Genomic DNA, 15,868 nt, shown 5'->3' with positions numbered 1-15,868 from the left:
GCTATTTCCGCCCGGTGAGCGTGCCGCGCGCGATGTGGGAGAGCTTGGCCACCTCGAACGCCGGGTAGGCGCCGCCCGCCAGCAGCGAGAACTTGATCCCCTCGCGGCCGCCGGGCCGGCGGTGGCCGGGCGGCTGGAAGCGCCGGTGGTGCTCGGCGGCGCGGTGGAAGAACTGCGGCCGCTCGGTGCGGGGGACGCAGCCGGCCAGGTCGAAGACGAACAGGTAGTGCCGGATCATCCGGACGAACAGCGCGTCGCGCACCGCGTACAGGTGCGGCTGGTCCTCCAGCAGGGCGAAGCTGCGCTCGTACTGTTCGAACAGGTCGAAGACGCTGCTGCCGGGCCCGCCCGCCGGGTGGACGGTCTCCCGGCGTCGCAGCTGGACGCACTCGCGCGCCAGCACGGCGGCGCTCCGGGCGCCGAGCAGCGCCGCGTGCGCCACCGGGACCTCCTCGTAGCGGCCGGGCGGGAAGGCCAGGCCCAGCTCGGCCCAGTGGCCGCGGCGGAGCAGCCGGTCCCAGATCAGCGGCGGCGCGCCGAACAGCTCGGGCCGGTCGAAGGGCGCGAACGGCTCGGGGCCGGCCTCGGCGAGCAGCGCCTCGGCCCCGCCCGGCCAGTCCCGGTCCTGGTGGCGGCGGGAGTGGCCGAACAGCAGCACGTCCACCGGCCCGGTCTGCTTGAGCCGGTCGGCGAGCGTCCGCAGGGCGTCCCGGGGCAGCAGGTGGTCGGCGTCCAGGAACAGCAGGTACTCGCCGGCCGCCCGCGCCGCCCCCGCGTTCCGGCTCGCCCCGACCCCGACCGCCGCGTTCAGGTGCAGCACCGACACCCGCGGGTGCCGGGCGGCGTACGCGTCGGCGAGCCCACCCGCGGTCTCGGGGGAGCGGTCGGCGACCACGATCACCTCGATGTCGGCCAGGGACTGCGCGAGCAGCGAGTCCAGGCAGTCGGCGAGCTGTCCGTGCTGGTCGTAGGCGGGGACCACGACGCTGATCAGGGGTGAGGGCATGACGCCGGAGCGTAAGTGGGCCTGCGGACCGTGGCAAAGCCCTGACGGTCCGTAATTCCGAGCAATCGGTGGCAAATCGTACGAGCGTGCGCCATATCTTCACGCCGCCTGCCGGACGTGTCCACGCCCGTCCCGACCTGCGGCGATGTGCGCCGGGGCCCGCGACGCGAGGTGCGTCGCGGGCCCCGGTGGGCCGAACGGGTCCGGCTTAGTACCAGTGGTGGGCCTGCCAGAACGACCAGGCGGCGCAGGGGCTGCCGTAGCGGGTGTTCATGTAGTTCAGGCCCCACTTGATCTGGGTGGCCGGGTTGGTGCGCCAGTCGGCGCCCGCGGAGGCCATCTTGGAGCCGGGCAGGGCCTGGACCAGACCGTACGCGCCGGAGGAGGCGTTGACCGCGAGCGGGTTCCAGCTGCTCTCGCGGAACACGATGTTGCTGAAGCACTGGAGCTGGCCGGCCGGGACGATCTGCGCGGCGATCTGCTGCGGGGTGCCGGAGTAGGCGGCCGGCGCGCTGTCGAGGTTCTGGCGCTCCTGGGAGCGGGAGGCGGCGGCCTCGGCGTCGGCCTTGGCCTTGGCGTCGGCCTGCGCCTGCGCCTGGGCCTCGGCCTGGGCGGCGGCGTCCGCCTCGGCCTTGGCCTGGGCCTCCTGGGCGGCCTGCGCGTCGGCGGCAGCGGCAGCGGCAGCGGTGTCGGCCTGGCCCGGCTCGGTGACCGGCCGGCCGTCCGCCGACACGGCGGCCACCGGGGCGGCCTCGGTGTTGTTCCCGGCCTGCGGGATGGCGAGGGCGGCGGTGGCGGCGCTCGCGACCACGAGGGTGGCGACACCGGTGATCAGGGAGTTGCGGCGGGCATGGCTGAGCTGGCTGAGCTGCATCGGGCGGACGATCCTTCTCCGTCGGGGGCCGTGCCGGTGGGCACCGGGGGCGGGGCATCGCGCGGGCTCCGGGTGAGCGGGGCCTGCTGCGGCCGCCCTGGACGGCCGTTGCGCCCCGGCCGGAGAGGCGGGGGCGGGCGGGCAGCGCGGCGGCGGAGGAGGTGAGGCTGCGCTGCCTGGCGACGGGCCATTCTTGGCAGGGCCGAGGACGGGTGGCAAAGGCGTTCTCTACTACGCCGGATCGTGGCTGCGGAGTCGGCGTGGCGAGGATCGGCGGTTGGTTTGTGAGTATTTGCCCGAATTGCCCATCCGACGGCAGAGCCCGGGAGGCGGTGAGGGATCGCAGCGTCGACACCGACGGTGGCCTGTGTTCTTCAGGCGGAGCGCGGTCGTGGACGGTCCGCCCGGGGCGCCTCGACGGCGTCGGGATGGGGGCACCGGGGCGCGCGTCCACTATCGGGGATCGTGGATGGCGATCCCCCTGTGGGCGGGCTCACACGTTTACCCACCCGATGTCGGCGCAGCGTGAGCGGAGGGTCACGGCCTCAGGGGGTCGCGTACGGATTGCCCGGGACGGGCGACCCGGTGGGGGTGGGGACGTCGGGGGCGGAGACGTCGGGGGCCGGCCTCTCCCGCTCCTCCTGCGGTGCGGTCGGGACGAGGTCGCGGGCCAGCAGAGTGGCGCCGGCGACGGCCCCCGGCATGGCGAGCACCGTGACCAGTGGCACCAGGAAGGCCAGTATCAGCGGTGTGCCGAAACCCAGCGCCAGCCCGAGCCGGGCGCGCAGCAGCCGGATTCGCTCGGGCTGCGGCACCCGGCGCCGCTGCAGGGCGACGGCCGTCAGCTCGACGGTCATGAAGAAGCCGGACACCAGGAAGCCGAGCGCCGGGACCACCGTCTGCCCGACCACCGGGATGAACCCGCAGGCGAACAGCACCACGCCGAACGCGGCCACCCGCACCAGCACGTACAGGCTGTCGCGCACCGCGGTCAGCAGCTCGCGCCAGAGCGCGGTGTCCGGTGCGGCGGGCGCGTCGCCCTCGGTCTCGTCGACCTCGGCGCAGAGCGCCTCGTAGAAGGGCTGCCCGACCACCAGGGTGACCGCGGTGAAGGTGAGCAGGGAGAGCAGCAGTCCGCCGCCGAAGACGATCGCCGCGAGCGCGTCGCGCAGCAGTTCCCGCCAGGGTGAGCCCCAGTGGTCGGCGAACGGGGTGGCCCAGTCCGCGAGGTCCTTGGCCCAGGCGCCGAGGAAGGCGAGCGCGATGACGTAGCCGACCAGTGTGAGCAGGGCCGGCAGCATCCCGAAGCCCCACCAGCGGCCGTGCCGGCCCACCCATCTCTGGCCCTCGACCAGGTACTTCATCCCCGCCACAAGATCCCGCATGGGCGATCACCCTAGGGCCTCCCGGCCCGGAACCTCGCATTGCCGTGTTCCTGCCAGTTTCGACCGGCAAGGGCGCCCCCCTCCTGTAGCGCCGCCCGCCGGGCCACTCTCGGTCTTCCCCCACCTGCAAGGAGGAGTCCGATGAAGCGTCAACTAGGCAGGCTGATGAGCCTGTTGGTCGGTCTGGTGCTCGGCGTCGGCACACTCGTGCTGCCCGCCGCCGCCTCGCCCGCGCCGTCGCCGAGCGTGGTCGGCGGCACGCGGGCCGCGCAGGGCGAGTTCCCGTTCATGGTGCGGCTCTCGATGGGCTGCGGCGGCGCGCTCTACACCTCGCAGATCGTGCTCACCGCCGCCCACTGCGTCGACGGCACCGGCGCCGACAGCAGCATCACCGTCACCGCGGGAGCGGTCGACCTGCGCAGCGGCACCGCGATCAAGGTCCGTTCCTCGTACGTCTACCAGGCGCCCGCCTTCACCGGCGCCGAGAACGGCGACGACTGGGCGCTGATCAAGCTGGCCTCGCCGATCAGCGGCAGCCTGGTCAGCACCCTGCCGATCGCCACCTCCACCGCCTACGACAACGGCACCTTCACCATCATGGGCTGGGGCGCCGCGAGCGAGGGCGGCGCCCAGCAGCGGTACCTGCTCAAGGCCACCGTGCCGTTCGTCGACGACGCCACCTGCGCCGGCGCCTACCCGGGCCTGAACAAGGCCGGCTCGCTCTGCGCGGGCTACGTCTCCCAGGGCGGCGTCGACACCTGCCAGGGTGACTCGGGCGGCCCGATGGTCCGCCAGGACGCGGTGGGCCGCTGGGTCCAGGTCGGCATCGTCAGCTGGGGCAACGGCTGTGCCCGCGCGGGCTACCCGGGCGTCTACTCCCAGGTGAGCACGTACGCGGCGGCCATCGCCTCGGCGGCGGCCGGCCTCTGAGCCGACCCGCAGGGGCCGCCGGACCGGTCCGGCGGGGCCGGCCACCACTCCCGCAGGTGGTGGCCGGCCCCGCTGCCGTGCGTCCGGGCGCCCGCGCGGCGTCCTGGCTTTCACCGGCGGCGGCATCCGGGCCGGGGCCGCGGAGTCCGGGCCGGGGCCGCGGAGTCCGGGCGTTCACCGGCGCAGCCACTCCCCGGCCCGCCGCTGCTCGCGGGCGATGCGGCCGGTGGTGTTCGGGGGCAGCCGGGAGAGCAGAGCGGCCGCGGCGTCGGGGTGACCGGCGAGGGCGCGGGCGCCGGCGAGGCGGGCGGTGATCAGGGCGTGGTCGCGCGGGCGGGCGGCCCGGTCGAGTAGTCGCAGGGCCGCCTCCAGCCGGTCCGCCGCGGCGTGGGCGTGGGCGGTGCGGCCGGTGTGGAGGGCGAGGTCCCGGTGGCAGGTGCCATGGGCGACGGCCAGGACCAGCTCGGCGCGCTCCGTCCAGGGCGTCGGCGCGCCGGAGCGCAGTGCGGCGCCGGTCAGCCGCCGGGCGTCCGCCAGGGTTCGGTGGACCTGCGGTGCCTGTCCGGCCAGTGCGTGGGCGTGGGCCTGGACGACGGCGGCCCAGGCCCACAGCTCCGGCAGGGGAGGGGCGGTGCTCCGGGCGGCCTCCGCCAGGGTGAGCGCGGTGGCCGCGTCCCCGTGCCACCAGTACAGGGTGCTCTGGCGGGCGAGCAGGGCGGCCGTGGTGGCCCGGTCGTCGCTCGCGCGGGCCCACTCCAGCCCGGTGGCGTACCAGCCGAGCGCGTGGGCGTGGCGGTCTCCCTCGAAGTGGGCCCAGCCGGCGAGCTCGGCGTACTGGGCGGCGAGCGAACGGTCGGCGGCGGGGCTCTCGCGCGGGCCGGTGCGTGGCCGGCCGGCCAGGGTGCGGGCGTGGTGCTCCAGGACGGCGGCCAGCTCCTCGCCGCCGATCCGGCCGACGGCGGCGCGGTAGACGGCGAGCAGTTGGGCGAGCACCTCGACGGTGGCGGCGTCCGGTGGGGCGGTGTCGGCGGCGAGCGGTTTCCGGGCGGCGGCGGCGAGTTCGCCGAGGCGTCGGCGTTCCCGTTGGAGGGCCTGCCACAGCTGTGCCAGCTCGCCGTCGGCGAGGAGGAGTTCGTCGGCCCGGTCGGGCATCCCCGGCGGCGGCCAGCGGCGGGCGTTCTCCACCCGGCTGATCAGCGAGTCGTGGTAGCCGAGCAGCCGGCCGAGCTCGGCCTGGCTGAGGCCGCGGGCTTCGCGCCAGTGGCGCAGCCGACGGCCGAAGCGCAGGCGTGCGGACTCGGGTTCCGCACGGGGCGGTGGCGGGGAGGGCGGCGTGGGGGCGGGCGGGATCGGCACGGGGTCTCCCGGTGAGGGTCGGGAAGTGCTCGTGGGGGAGCGCTGGCCCAGGTATCCCCCTTGACGTGCCTTGGTCAAACTGGGGAGGGCGAACAGGGAGGGCGAACGGGGCGGCGAGCGGGACGCCCGGCGGGGCGTCGAGCCGACCGGCCAACGGGACGCCCGGCGGGACGGCGCCGGAGAAACGGCACCGGGCCCGGGAGCCTCCACATCGGCTCCCGGGCCCGGCGTTCCCGCACGGGGCGGGCGGGTCAGGAGCCCGCCGCCACCGCGGCCCGCCGCCGTCGGCCCACCACGGCCGAGGCCGTCAGCACGATGGCTGCGGCGACCAGCGACAGGTACATCTGCTTGCGCCCGTCGGCGTCGGTGAACATGTACGCCATGACGAACCCGATCATGCCCATGGCCGTCCAGGTCAGGTACGGGTACAGCCACATCCGGACGGTGTGCCGCTCGGGCATCTCACGCTCGATGATCTTCCGCATCCGCAGCTGGGTGGCGCAGATCACCAGCCAGACGAAGAGCGCGACGGCGCCGGAGGAGTTGAGCAGGAAGGCGAACACGGTGTCCGGCGAGGTGTAGTTGAAGAAGACCGCGACGAAGCCGAAGACCACCGAGGAGAGGATCGCCACCCGCGGCACGCCGCGCGAGGTCACCGTGGCGAAGGCCTTGGGCGCGTCCCCGCGCTGGCCCAGCGAGAAGGCCATCCGGGAGGCCGTGTACATCCCGGAGTTGAGGCAGGACAGCACCGCCGTCAGCACGATCACGTCCATCACCTGGCCGGCGCCCGGGATGCCGATGTGGTCCAGCACCGCCACGTACGGGCTCGCCTTGACGTCGGCGGAGTCCCACGGCAGCAGGGTGACCACGAGCAGGATCGAGCCCAGGTAGAAGATCCCGATGCGCCAGATGACGCTGTTGGTGGCCTTGCTGACCGCCTTCTCCGGGTCCTCCGACTCTCCGGCGGCCAGGGTGACGATCTCGCTGCCCATGAAGGCGAAGACCACGGTGAGCATTCCGGTGAACACCGCGCCCACCCCGTGCGGCAGGAAGCCGCCGTGGCCGGTGAGGTTGCTGGCGCCGACCGCGTGGGTGCCGGGCAGCAGGCCGAAGGCGGCGAGGGTGCCGATCACCAGGAATGCGGCGATCGCGACCACCTTGATCCCGGCGAACCAGAACTCGAACTCGCCGTAGGAGGCCACGGAGAAGAGGTTGGTGGCGGTCAGCACCGCCATCACTATCAGCGCCCACCCCCACTGCGGCACGCCGGGCACCCAGTTGTTGAGGATCTTCGCACCGGCCGTCGCCTCGACCGCGAGAACCACGACCCAGAAGAACCAGTACAGCCAGCCGATGGAGAAGCCGGCCCAGCGGCCCAGCGCGCGGTCCGCGTACGCCGAGAACGAGCCGCTCTGCGGGTCGGCCGCGGCCATCTCGCCGAGCATCCGCATCACCAGCACGACCAGCGCGCCGGCCAGGGCGTAGGAGAGCAGGATGCCGGGGCCGGTGGTCGCGATGCCCGCGCCGGAGCCGACGAACAGGCCGGCGCCGATCACGCCGCCGATGGCGATCATCGACAGATGGCGGTTCTTGAGCCCGGCCTTCAGGTGGCCGTCGCCGCCGTGTCCGACCGGACCGGTCTGCTGGGGGAGCTTGGTGGCCGTGGTGGGCCTGGTGGTGTCCGCACTCATCTCGGGACCCTGTGCCTTTCCAGCGCGGTGTGACCCTCGACTCGTCGTGCCGGAGGGTGGGGGACTTGCCCGCGCATTGCGTCGCAACCTAACTTCTACGCACCGATGATCGGAACAATTTTTTGGTAACTGTTCGCTCAACGAACGCAAAAGACCTGGTCGGGGTGGGTGGAAAGGTGGCATGAAAACCTCAAATCTGACGCCTCGTCAGCCTTTTGAGAGGTTTCCAAGCTCTGTTGGGGCTCAAATCGCCCGTGGGTGGGCGGTCAGATCGGCCGCACGTCGAGGACGGTGATCGAGGTCTCGTCCGCCGGTCGCCCGGTCAGCCGGGCGGCCAGGATCCGGGGGATGTCCTCCTCCTGTGAGTATCCGGGCAGGACGGCCACCTCCGCGCGCCGGGTGCCGGGCTCGCCCCGCACCGCGTACGTCACCAGGTAGCCGTACCGCTCCGGTGGGGGCGGCCCGGCCCGGTCCTGCCGGTCCTCCCGGCTACGGGCGGTCATCCGCATCGACCTCCTCGGCCCATTGTCGGCGCGGTGTGGCCGATCCTCGCAAATCCAGGCACAGTGGGACTCTCGGGGCATGCCGCAGGAGCATCCCGAGCGTTCGCGGCGCCGGCCGGCTCCCGGCGCCGGTCAGGAGCGACCCCATGCAGACCACCTGGAAGGGGACGATCAGCTTCGGGCTGGTCAGCATCCCCGTCCACCTGTACTCCGCGACCCAGGAGCACGACGTCCCGCTGCACCAGGTGCACGAGAAGGACGGCGGCCGGGTGCGGATGAAGCGGTACTGCGAGCGGGAGGAGAAGGAGATCCCGTACGCGGAGATCGCCAAGGGGTACGAGTCCCCCGACGGGCGGACCGTCACGCTCTCCGACGAGGACCTCGCCGACCTGCCGCTGCCCAGCAAGAAGATCATCGACGTACTGGCCTTCGTGGACGAGAACGAGATCGACCCGCTGATGTTCTCCAAGGCCTACTACGTCGGCGTCGCCGACAAGGCCGCCGCCAAGCCGTACGCGCTGCTGCGCGACGCGCTCACCGAGTCCGGGCAGATCGCCGTCACCAAGATCGCGCTGCGCACCCGGGAGTCGCCCGCGGTGCTGCGGGTGCACGACAACACCCTGGTGCTCCAGACCTGCATCTGGCCCGACGAGGTCCGCCCGGCGGCCGGCATCGCGCCGGAGGGGGACGTCACCGTCCGGCCGCAGGAGCTCAAGATGGCGCGGTCGCTGATGGACACCCTCTCCGAGGACTTCGACCTCTCCCAGCTGCACGACGACTACCAGCAGGCGCTGCAGCAGGTGATCACCGCGCGGCTGGAGGGTGTGGAGGTCCCGCACGAGGAGGAGCCGGGCGAGGCGCCGGACAACGTGATCGACCTGATGGAGGCGCTGCGCAGCAGCCTCAAGCAGGCCAAGGGCGGGCGGGGCGGTGGGCCGGGCGGCGCCGAGGACGCCGAGGGGGAGGAGCCGGCGCCGCGCAGGCGCGCCCCGGCGAAGCGGACCGGCGCGAAGTCGGCCCCGAACGCCGCCCCGAAGGCGACCGCGAAGACCACCACCGGCGGCTCCGCAGGGGGTTCGGCGAAGGGCTCGGCGAAGGGTCCGGCCGCGAAGAAGACCACCGCTCGGAAGTCCTCGGCTCCCCGCAAGGCCTCCTGACCCTCCCGGGCCAGGCGTTCCTCCCGTCCAGCCGTCCAGCATTGGAGGCGATCCCGATGGACCTGCTGACCTACCAGGAATTCGACGCCAAGGAACAGGCCGAGCCCGAAGCCCAGCGGAACCGGGGCTTCGGGCACCGCGCCTGGCACTGGCTGCTCAGCCTCAGCCCCACCGTGGTGACGTTCATGGTCGCGCTCTCGATCGGCCTCTGCATGGTGGCCGTCCAGGTGAGCCTGCTGCCGGTGCTGATACCGATGGCGATCTTCTGGGGGCTGACGCTCATCGCGCTGGGCGGCGTGATCGCCCGCTGGATGACCCCCGGGCCGGGCCGCCACCGCGTGGCATCCTGACCGGCCCGGGGCGGGCGCGGGCCCGGGAGGGCTCAGCCGATCCACACCGTGGTGACGTTGCAGAACTCCCGGATCCCGTGCCCGGACAGCTCCCGCCCGAACCCGGAACGCTTGACCCCGCCGAACGGCAGCGCCGGGTGGGAGGCCGTCATCCCGTTGAAGAACACCCCGCCGGCCTGGATGTCCCGCACGAAGCGCTCCCGCTCGGCCTCGTCGGTGGTCCAGACGTTGGCGCTGAGCCCGAACGGGGTGTCGTTGGCGACGGCCACCGCCTCGTCCAGGTCGGCCACCCGGTAGACGGTGGCGACCGGGCCGAAGGTCTCCTCGTGGTGGATCCGCATCGCCGGGGTGATGCCGGTGAGCACCGTCGGCTCGAAGAACCAGCCGGAGTCCCAGCCGGTCGGCCGCCCGCCGCCGCACTCCACCCGGGCGCCCCGGGTGCGGGCGTCCTCGACCAGTTCCTCCAGGTCGTCCCGGCCCTGGCGGCTGGCCAGCGGGCCGACGTCGGTGCCCTCGTCCATCGGGTCGCCGACCTTCAGCGCGCGCATCGCCTCGGTGAAGGCGGAGGTGAAGCGGTCGTACACGTCGGTGTGCACGATGAAGCGCTTGGCGGCGATGCAGGACTGGCCGTTGTTCTGCACCCGGGCCCGGACGGCGGTGCGCGCCGCCTCGTCCACGTCGGCGCTCGGCAGGACGACGAACGGGTCGCTGCCGCCCAGCTCCAGCACGGCCTTCTTCACCACGTCCGCCGCGGTGGCCGCGACCGCCCGCCCGGCCGGCTCGCTGCCGGTGAGGGTGACGGCGGCGACCCTGGGGTCCCGGATCACGCCCTCGACCGCGCCCGAGCCGATCAGCAGCGTCTGGAAGCAGCCCTCGGGGAAGCCGGCCCGCTGGAACAGCTCCTCGATCACCAGCGCGGTGCGCGGCACGTTGGAGGCGTGCTTGAGCAGGCCGACGTTGCCCGCCATCAGCGCCGGTGCGGCGAACCGGACGACCTGCCACAGCGGGAAGTTCCACGGCATCACGGCCAGCACGGGGCCGAGCGGGCGGTAGCGGACGTAGGCGTGGGCGGCGCCGGAGTCGGCGACGTCGGCCGGGGCCGGGTGCTCGTCGGCGAGCAGCGCCTCGGCGTTGTCCGCGTACCAGCGCATCGCCTTGGCGCACTTGGCGGTCTCGGCGCGGGCCCCGGCGAGCGGCTTGCCCATCTCCTCGGTCATGGTGCGGGCGACCGCCTCCTGCTCCTGGTCCAGCAGGTCGGCGGCGCGGCGCAGCAGTTCGGCGCGGGCCGCGAAGGAGGTGCCGCGGTAGCTGTGGAAGGCGGCCTCGGCGCGGGCCAGCCGCCGTTCGATGCCGGCCGCGTCGAGCGGCTCGAAGGTCTGGACGGTCTCGCCGGTCGCGGGGTTGACGCTGGCGATGGGCATGCGGGGCTCCCAGGAGGTTCGGGTCCGGTGCGTCTGCCCTCACACCCTCTCCGACGGCCCGGCTCCGGGCACACCACCGCGCGCCCGGCGTGTCCCGGCGGGCGCGCGGCCCGCTCCGGTCACTCCGGCAGCGACTCCACCCGGGCGGCCGCCTCCCTGGCCCTGGCCCCGGCCCTGGTCCGGGCCGCGGTGACCTGCCGGTTGGGGAAGCGGTGCAGGTACTCGGCCTCCAGCTCGCCGGTGCGCAGCGTGTGCCGCTTCAGCGCGTCCTCCGAGCCGTACAGGAAGGTCTCGTGGCGGGTGCGGTGCAGCTGTTCCAGCTCGTGCAGGAGCGTGTCGTTGCCCAGGGCGTGCGGAGAGATGCCCGCGGGCCGGATGTGCGGGTCTTCGGCGTGCCGCATCTCGGTGCCTCCTCGGCGGAAGTCCCCTCCTACAGGGTGCCCGCGGAGCGTGGCCGGTGCACCCGGTCGGGTCCGGCCGGGCAGGTCCGGGCGGGCCGCCCGCCGAGCCCCAACGTCGACAAGCTCATAGGATGATCCTTCCGTCACCTCCGGGTCCACCCGCTACCGCTGGACAGATCGCACATGCCGCTTCCCAAGGCCGAACTCCACCTGCACATCGAAGGCACCCTGGAGCCCGAGCTCGCCTTCGAGCTCGCCGCCCGCAACGGCGTCGAGCTGCCGTACGCCGACACCGAGGCGCTGCGCGAGGCGTACTCCTTCAGCGACCTCCAGTCCTTCCTGGACCTCTACTACGCGCTGATGGCCGTGCTGCGCACCGAGGACGACTTCGCCGACCTCGCCGACGCCTACCTCGCCCGCGCCGCCGAGCAGGGCGTGCGCCACGCGGAGATCTTCTTCGACCCGCAGGCGCACACCGCCCGAGGCGTCCCGCTGGGCGTGGTGGTGGACGGCCTGACCCGGGCACTGGAGCGCAGCGAGGAACGGCACGGCGTCAGCACCCAGCTGATCATGTGCTTCCTGCGGGACGAGTCCGCCGAGTCCGCGCTGGAGACCTTCGAGGCCGCCCGCCCCTACTTCGACCGGATCGCCGGCATCGGCCTGGACTCCGCCGAGGTCGGCCACCCGCCGGTGAAGTTCCGCGAGGTGTACCGCCGGGCCGCAGAGGCCGGGCTGCGCCGGGTCGCCCACGCGGGCGAGGAGGGCCCGGCCGCGTACATCACCGAGGCGCTGGACGTCCTCGGCGTCGAGCGGATCGACCACGGGCTGCGCTGCCTGGAGGACGGCGAGCTGGTCGCCCGCCTGGTGCGCGAGCAGATCCCGCTGACCGTCTGCCCGCTCTCCAACGTCCGGCTGCGCTGCGTCGACACCCTCGCCGACCACCCGCTGGGCGAGATGCTGGACGCCGGCCTGCTGGTCACCGTCAACTCCGACGACCCGGCCTACTTCGGCGGCTACGTCGAGGACAACTTCCGCGCCGTCCGCGAGGCCCTCGGCCTCGACCAGGAGGCCCAGCGCCGCCTGGCCGCGAACTCCTTCCGCGCCTCCTTCATCAGCGAGGAGCGCCGCGCCGAACTCCTCGCCGAGGTCGAGGCGTACACCTTCTGACCCGAGCGCAGCGGCGGCCCGTCACCCGTCCAGCGGGGACGGGCCGCCGCGCTCGTAGTGGAGCAGGGTGACGCCGTTGGTGAAGCGGTGGGTGTCCTTGAAGGTGAGCGGGACGGGGTGGTCGGCGGGGCGGAAGAAGAGGGTGCCGCGGCCGAGAACGACGGGGTGGACGTAGCAGCGGAACTCGTCGACGAGGTCCTGGGCCAGGAAGGACGCCGCCAGGTTCGCGCCGCTGAGGGCGAGGTCGCCGCCGGGACCGGCGGTGAGGGCGGCGACCGACTCCGGGGTGACCTCGCGGACGACGGTGGTGTTCCAGTCGGCGTGGTCGAGGGTGCGGGAGAAGACGGTCTTCGGCATGTCGCGCCAGATGCCCGCGAACTCGGCCGTCACGGCGTCGGCGTCCGGGTCCTGGTCGGCGGTGGGCCAGACGGAGGCCATCAGCTCGTGCGTCACCCGGCCGGAGACGAAACCACCCATCCGGGCGAGCACCCGGTTGAAGTGGGTGTGCACCTCGTCGTCGACGAGGTTCCAGCCGAGGTCGTGATCCGGGCCCTCGAAGTAGCCGTCGACCGACACGGAGACGAAGAGAACGATCCTGCGACGCATGGCACCCCACGGGGAGGACGGTCCGCCGCCCTCCCGCCGGAGCGGGCAGGGCGGCGGACGGGGATCAGATCAGGGTGCTCCAGTAGTACCAGAACCGGTTGAGGACCAGCAGCGCGATCACCGCGTACCAGAGCGCCGGGACGACCCAGTGGTAGCGGGCCGCCTCCCGGACGGCCACCCGCAGCCGCGGGCCCACCGGGAGCACACCCGAACGCAGGTTGTGCAGCGTGGTGTACCAGAACAGCGGGATCACCGCGGCCCACACCACCATGCAGTACGGGCAGAGCGCGCCGATCCGGTACAGCGCCTGGTACATCAGCCAGGTCACGAAGCCGACCCCGAACACCGTCCCGGCCTGCAGGCCCAGCCAGAACCAGCGCCGGAACGCCGCGCCCGAGAGCAGCCCGGCACCGACCGCGACGACCACCCCGAAGGCGACCAGCCCGATCAGCGAGTTGGGGAAGCCGAAGGCCTCCGCCTGCTCGCTGCGCATGATCGAACCGCAGCTGATGATCGGGTTGATGTTGCAGTTGGGGACGTACGACGGGTCCTCCAGCAGCCGGATCTTGTCCAGCGTGAGGACCGTCGAGGCGAACAGGCCGACCGCGCCGCCGATCAGCAGCAGCCAGGCGAACGGGCGGCTCGCGCCGTACGTGGGCCGTACGGCGGGGGAGCCGGCCGTCATCCGGTCACCTGCTTGACCATCGCGGTGAACTGCTCGGGGGAGACGGCCTTGCCGTTGCTGAGGACATCCAGCTTCCTGCCGTCCAGCTTGACGGTCGGGGTGCCGGTCACGTCGCTCTTGTTGAACTCCTCGTTGACCTTGGCCGCCCACGGGGCGTAGGTCTGGTCGGTGACCGCCTTCACGAAGGCGTCGGTCTTCAGACCGGGCACCTGGCCCGCCAGGTCCAGGATGTGGTTGACGTCGCCGAAGGCGTCGCTGCGCTCGTCCGGCTGGTTGGCGTACAGCACGTCGTGGAAGGCCTTGAACTTGTCCACGCCCTCGTTCAGCGCGGCGCCGGCGGCGGCCAGCGCGGTACGCGAGCCCTTGCCGCCGAGGTTGTTGTCCAGGAACGTCGCCAGGTGGTACTCGACCTTGTAGGTGCCCTCGTCGGCGAGCTGCTGGATCGCCTTGCCGGTGGTCGTCTCCAGCTGCTCGCAGAACGGGCAGCGGAAGTCCTCGTAGACCTCCAGGGTGTGCGGGGCGTCGGCCTTGCCGTAGGTGATCACGGTGCCGCCGGTGCCGCTCGCGTTGGCCGGCACGACCAGCGGGCCGTTCGCGGCGCCCGAGCCGGAGCCGGAGGAGCCGCCGACGGCGAAGGCCACGCCCGCCGCCAGGGCGAGCACGGCGGCGCAGGCGCCGCCGACCACCACCCGGCGGCGGATCCGGTCGGAGCGCTCGGCCTGGGCCCGGGCGGCGCGCATGCGGTCGGTGGCGGAGGCCTTCTTGTCGGCCTTGCGGGTGTTGCTCATGGGGTGTCGTCCTGTGCTCTCGGGCGTACGGGGAGGCACGCGGTCGGTCGGGGACCGCGTGGAGGGGAGAGAACAGCCGGTCGAGCGGGCGGGAGCGCCGTCGCTCAGGCGGCCAGGGCGAACACCGGCGGACCGCGCCGGACGGCCGGACGGACGACGACGTCCTCGGCGGGGACCAGCGTGCGGCTGGCCCGGGGAAACGGCACCCGCGCCGGCGGACGGGCCGGCAGCGGGGCGAACAGCAGCCGCAGCCAGCGGGCGGCGGCGGGCAGGTGGCGGTGCAGGAACTCGCCCAGCATCCGGACGGCACCGGCCAGGCAGCACAGCGCGGCGTCCGCGCGGCGCAGCCAGTAGGCGCCGGCCAGCGCGATCACCGTGTGCAGCACGAGCAGGAGCAGCAGTACGCCGGTCTGCGCGGAGGCGCCGTGGCCGAGCAGGAACCCGCCGAGCGAGCCGCCGCCGCACAGCAGCGGCCGCAGGCCGTGCCCGGCACCGGGCGGCAGCGAGGGACAGGTGCTCTGCGCGAGGTCGAACAGCGCGCCGGTGCCCAGCTGCAGCGGCAGGAACACCGCCGCGATCGCCGGGTAGCCGCGCTCGCGGCCGGCCAGCGCGAAGGCCACCGCGAAGACGCCGGCGAAGGCCGGCAGCATCGGGCCGACCGGCAGCGCACGGCCGGTCACCAGCACCTGGCCGAGCCCGGCGAGCAGCACGACCAGCGCGGCGAAGACCGCCGCGCGGAGCGTCCTGGTGGCCGGGCCGATGTCCATGGGACCCGAGTCTGCCACAGGTTGAAACTGGAACGGTCTGCCGGGTGGTGAGCTGTGAAGAGCCTCACCACCCGTCCTGAGCTGGGCTTATGCAGCGCTTACGGGCGGTGGTGGTCGGGGGCTGGGGCGGGGGTGCCCGACGGTTCCGGGTGGGCCTCGGCCTCGTTCACCCGCGCCTCGACCAGCTCCCGGAAGTGGTCCAGATCCTCGCGCACCGCCCGCTCGATCGCCCCGGCCTGGGCGAAGCCGCGCGGCCCGCCGAACTCCCGGTGCACCGCGTCCGGGTCGTACTCCACCCGGATCTGCACCCGGGTGTGTTCGGCGTCGAGCGGCAGCAGCGCGAAGGTGCCACGCAGCCGGGGGGCGTCCGTGGTCCGCCAGGACATCACCCGGCCCCGCCCGCGGTCGGTGATCTCGGCGTCGACCGAGCGCTCGTCGCCGTCGATCTCCACCCCGAGGTGCGCGAGGTTCCGGCCGTGCGGGTGGGCGCTGCGGATGCCGTCGACGAACTGGGGGTACTCGTGCACCCGGTGCAGCTGCTCCCAGGCGGCGAGGACGGGGACGGCGATGTCGATCTGTTCCTCAAGGGTGCTCATGGTGCGGTGCACCTCCCTGTGTTCCAGCCTGCGCCCTGGGGGTGGGGTGGGCAACGGGGGGTGCTGGGGTGCTGGGGGTGGACGGGGGCTTTCGGGAGGGTGGGGGGCCGGGGCGGCTCCGGGGGGGGGTGCTCCGGGGGCTGGATGATTTTCAGACTGCCAACCCTGGCGGTGGGGTGTTGAGA

The 15,868-nt window shown here is 73.3% G+C and carries 17 protein-coding genes; 4 read left to right on the top strand and 13 right to left on the bottom strand.

Going from position 1 to position 15,868, the window contains the following annotated elements:
• Position 1 precedes the first annotated feature (1 nt).
• The 3 genes from ACGF0D_RS22685 to ACGF0D_RS22675 form a co-directional block, all read right to left on the bottom strand.
• Positions 2-1,006: a glycosyltransferase family 2 protein gene (locus ACGF0D_RS22685; protein WP_392879868.1), complete on the bottom strand. Its 1,005-nt coding sequence runs from the start codon at positions 1,004-1,006 to the stop codon at positions 2-4.
• A gap of 208 nt (positions 1,007-1,214) precedes the next feature.
• Complete coding sequence (locus tag ACGF0D_RS22680) at positions 1,215-1,880, bottom strand: transglycosylase SLT domain-containing protein (protein WP_392918915.1); 666 nt, start codon at positions 1,878-1,880, stop codon at positions 1,215-1,217.
• A gap of 545 nt (positions 1,881-2,425) precedes the next feature.
• The gene (locus ACGF0D_RS22675) at positions 2,426-3,265 is read right to left on the bottom strand and encodes an EI24 domain-containing protein (RefSeq protein WP_392918913.1); all 840 of its coding nucleotides are present in this window, start codon (positions 3,263-3,265) and stop codon (positions 2,426-2,428) included.
• Positions 3,266-3,406: 141 nt separating this feature from the next.
• Between ACGF0D_RS22675 and ACGF0D_RS22670 the strand changes: the two genes are divergently transcribed.
• The gene (locus ACGF0D_RS22670) at positions 3,407-4,195 is read left to right on the top strand and encodes a S1 family peptidase (protein ID WP_392918911.1); all 789 of its coding nucleotides are present in this window, start codon (positions 3,407-3,409) and stop codon (positions 4,193-4,195) included.
• 174 nt (positions 4,196-4,369) lie between these two features.
• On the opposite strand, the gene ACGF0D_RS22665 is transcribed toward ACGF0D_RS22670, so the two are convergent.
• The 3 genes from ACGF0D_RS22665 to ACGF0D_RS22655 all read right to left on the bottom strand — a co-directional run bounded on the left by ACGF0D_RS22665 (position 4,370) and on the right by ACGF0D_RS22655 (position 7,745).
• Complete coding sequence (locus tag ACGF0D_RS22665; RefSeq protein ID WP_392918909.1) at positions 4,370-5,551, bottom strand: helix-turn-helix domain-containing protein; 1,182 nt, start codon at positions 5,549-5,551, stop codon at positions 4,370-4,372.
• A gap of 251 nt (positions 5,552-5,802) precedes the next feature.
• Complete coding sequence (locus ACGF0D_RS22660; protein WP_392879856.1) at positions 5,803-7,242, bottom strand: amino acid permease; 1,440 nt, start codon at positions 7,240-7,242, stop codon at positions 5,803-5,805.
• 266 nt (positions 7,243-7,508) lie between these two features.
• Positions 7,509-7,745: a hypothetical protein gene (locus ACGF0D_RS22655; protein ID WP_392879854.1), complete on the bottom strand. Its 237-nt coding sequence runs from the start codon at positions 7,743-7,745 to the stop codon at positions 7,509-7,511.
• Positions 7,746-7,891: 146 nt separating this feature from the next.
• Here ACGF0D_RS22655 and ACGF0D_RS22650 point away from each other — a divergent pair, with 146 nt between their 5' ends.
• Both ACGF0D_RS22650 and ACGF0D_RS22645 read left to right on the top strand, forming a co-directional pair.
• Complete coding sequence (locus ACGF0D_RS22650; RefSeq protein WP_392918907.1) at positions 7,892-8,902, top strand: Ku protein; 1,011 nt, start codon at positions 7,892-7,894, stop codon at positions 8,900-8,902.
• 56 nt (positions 8,903-8,958) lie between these two features.
• On the top strand, positions 8,959-9,252 hold the full coding sequence (locus ACGF0D_RS22645) for a hypothetical protein (protein ID WP_392918906.1): 294 nt from the start codon (positions 8,959-8,961) through the stop codon (positions 9,250-9,252).
• 32 nt (positions 9,253-9,284) lie between these two features.
• Here the strand turns inward: ACGF0D_RS22645 and ACGF0D_RS22640 are convergent, their stop codons facing one another.
• Positions 9,285-10,673, bottom strand: a complete 1,389-nt coding sequence (locus tag ACGF0D_RS22640; RefSeq protein ID WP_392879847.1) for an NADP-dependent succinic semialdehyde dehydrogenase — start codon at positions 10,671-10,673, stop codon at positions 9,285-9,287.
• A gap of 119 nt (positions 10,674-10,792) precedes the next feature.
• A complete protein-coding gene (locus ACGF0D_RS22635) occupies positions 10,793-11,074 on the bottom strand; it encodes a DUF6158 family protein (RefSeq protein WP_392879845.1) in 282 nt (93 codons plus the stop codon).
• Between the two features lie 183 nt (positions 11,075-11,257).
• On the opposite strand from ACGF0D_RS22635, the gene ACGF0D_RS22630 reads away from it, so the two are divergent.
• Positions 11,258-12,241, top strand: a complete 984-nt coding sequence (locus tag ACGF0D_RS22630; protein ID WP_392918904.1) for an adenosine deaminase — start codon at positions 11,258-11,260, stop codon at positions 12,239-12,241.
• Between the two features lie 21 nt (positions 12,242-12,262).
• On the opposite strand, the gene ACGF0D_RS22625 is transcribed toward ACGF0D_RS22630, so the two are convergent.
• From ACGF0D_RS22625 to ACGF0D_RS22605, 5 genes are all read right to left on the bottom strand, one after another.
• A complete protein-coding gene (locus ACGF0D_RS22625) occupies positions 12,263-12,847 on the bottom strand; it encodes a dihydrofolate reductase family protein (protein ID WP_392879841.1) in 585 nt (194 codons plus the stop codon).
• A 64-nt stretch (positions 12,848-12,911) separates the two neighbouring features.
• The gene (locus tag ACGF0D_RS22620) at positions 12,912-13,532 is read right to left on the bottom strand and encodes a vitamin K epoxide reductase family protein (protein ID WP_392918901.1); all 621 of its coding nucleotides are present in this window, start codon (positions 13,530-13,532) and stop codon (positions 12,912-12,914) included.
• Entirely contained in the window at positions 13,529-14,320 is a 792-nt protein-coding gene (locus tag ACGF0D_RS22615; protein ID WP_392918898.1) for a DsbA family protein, read from the bottom strand. The genes ACGF0D_RS22620 and ACGF0D_RS22615 overlap by 4 nt, the downstream gene beginning before the upstream one ends.
• A 104-nt stretch (positions 14,321-14,424) precedes the next feature.
• Complete coding sequence (locus ACGF0D_RS22610; RefSeq protein WP_392879834.1) at positions 14,425-15,087, bottom strand: hypothetical protein; 663 nt, start codon at positions 15,085-15,087, stop codon at positions 14,425-14,427.
• Between the two features lie 98 nt (positions 15,088-15,185).
• On the bottom strand, positions 15,186-15,683 hold the full coding sequence (locus ACGF0D_RS22605; RefSeq protein WP_392918895.1) for an SRPBCC family protein: 498 nt from the start codon (positions 15,681-15,683) through the stop codon (positions 15,186-15,188).
• Positions 15,684-15,868: the final 185 nt, after the last annotated feature.

Origin of the sequence: Kitasatospora sp. NPDC048298 (assembly GCF_043201465.1) — a bacterium.
GTDB lineage: Bacteria > Actinomycetota > Actinomycetes > Streptomycetales > Streptomycetaceae > Kitasatospora.
The sequence above is the reverse complement of the archived record's forward strand: the minus strand, read 5'-3'. Positions and strand labels throughout refer to the sequence as shown.

Excerpts from the sequence above, each read along its gene's own strand:
- ACGF0D_RS22685 (WP_392879868.1), bottom strand. The coding sequence starts at position 1,006 with ATGCCCTCACCCCTGATCAGCGTCGTGGTCCCCGCCTACGACCAGCAC.
- ACGF0D_RS22650 (WP_392918907.1), top strand. The coding sequence starts at position 7,892 with ATGCAGACCACCTGGAAGGGGACGATCAGCTTCGGGCTGGTCAGCATC.
- ACGF0D_RS22620 (WP_392918901.1), bottom strand. The coding sequence starts at position 13,532 with ATGACGGCCGGCTCCCCCGCCGTACGGCCCACGTACGGCGCGAGCCGC.
- ACGF0D_RS22625 (WP_392879841.1), bottom strand. The coding sequence starts at position 12,847 with ATGCGTCGCAGGATCGTTCTCTTCGTCTCCGTGTCGGTCGACGGCTAC.
- ACGF0D_RS22670 (WP_392918911.1), top strand. The coding sequence starts at position 3,407 with ATGAAGCGTCAACTAGGCAGGCTGATGAGCCTGTTGGTCGGTCTGGTG.
- ACGF0D_RS22610 (WP_392879834.1), bottom strand. The coding sequence starts at position 15,087 with ATGGACATCGGCCCGGCCACCAGGACGCTCCGCGCGGCGGTCTTCGCC.
- ACGF0D_RS22640 (WP_392879847.1), bottom strand. The coding sequence starts at position 10,673 with ATGCCCATCGCCAGCGTCAACCCCGCGACCGGCGAGACCGTCCAGACC.
- ACGF0D_RS22645 (WP_392918906.1), top strand. The coding sequence starts at position 8,959 with ATGGACCTGCTGACCTACCAGGAATTCGACGCCAAGGAACAGGCCGAG.
- ACGF0D_RS22680 (WP_392918915.1), bottom strand. The coding sequence starts at position 1,880 with ATGCAGCTCAGCCAGCTCAGCCATGCCCGCCGCAACTCCCTGATCACC.
- ACGF0D_RS22615 (WP_392918898.1), bottom strand. The coding sequence starts at position 14,320 with ATGAGCAACACCCGCAAGGCCGACAAGAAGGCCTCCGCCACCGACCGC.
- ACGF0D_RS22655 (WP_392879854.1), bottom strand. The coding sequence starts at position 7,745 with ATGACCGCCCGTAGCCGGGAGGACCGGCAGGACCGGGCCGGGCCGCCC.
- ACGF0D_RS22675 (WP_392918913.1), bottom strand. The coding sequence starts at position 3,265 with ATGCGGGATCTTGTGGCGGGGATGAAGTACCTGGTCGAGGGCCAGAGA.
- ACGF0D_RS22635 (WP_392879845.1), bottom strand. The coding sequence starts at position 11,074 with ATGCGGCACGCCGAAGACCCGCACATCCGGCCCGCGGGCATCTCTCCG.
- ACGF0D_RS22605 (WP_392918895.1), bottom strand. The coding sequence starts at position 15,683 with ATGAGCACCCTTGAGGAACAGATCGACATCGCCGTCCCCGTCCTCGCC.
- ACGF0D_RS22630 (WP_392918904.1), top strand. The coding sequence starts at position 11,258 with ATGCCGCTTCCCAAGGCCGAACTCCACCTGCACATCGAAGGCACCCTG.
- ACGF0D_RS22660 (WP_392879856.1), bottom strand. The coding sequence starts at position 7,242 with ATGAGTGCGGACACCACCAGGCCCACCACGGCCACCAAGCTCCCCCAG.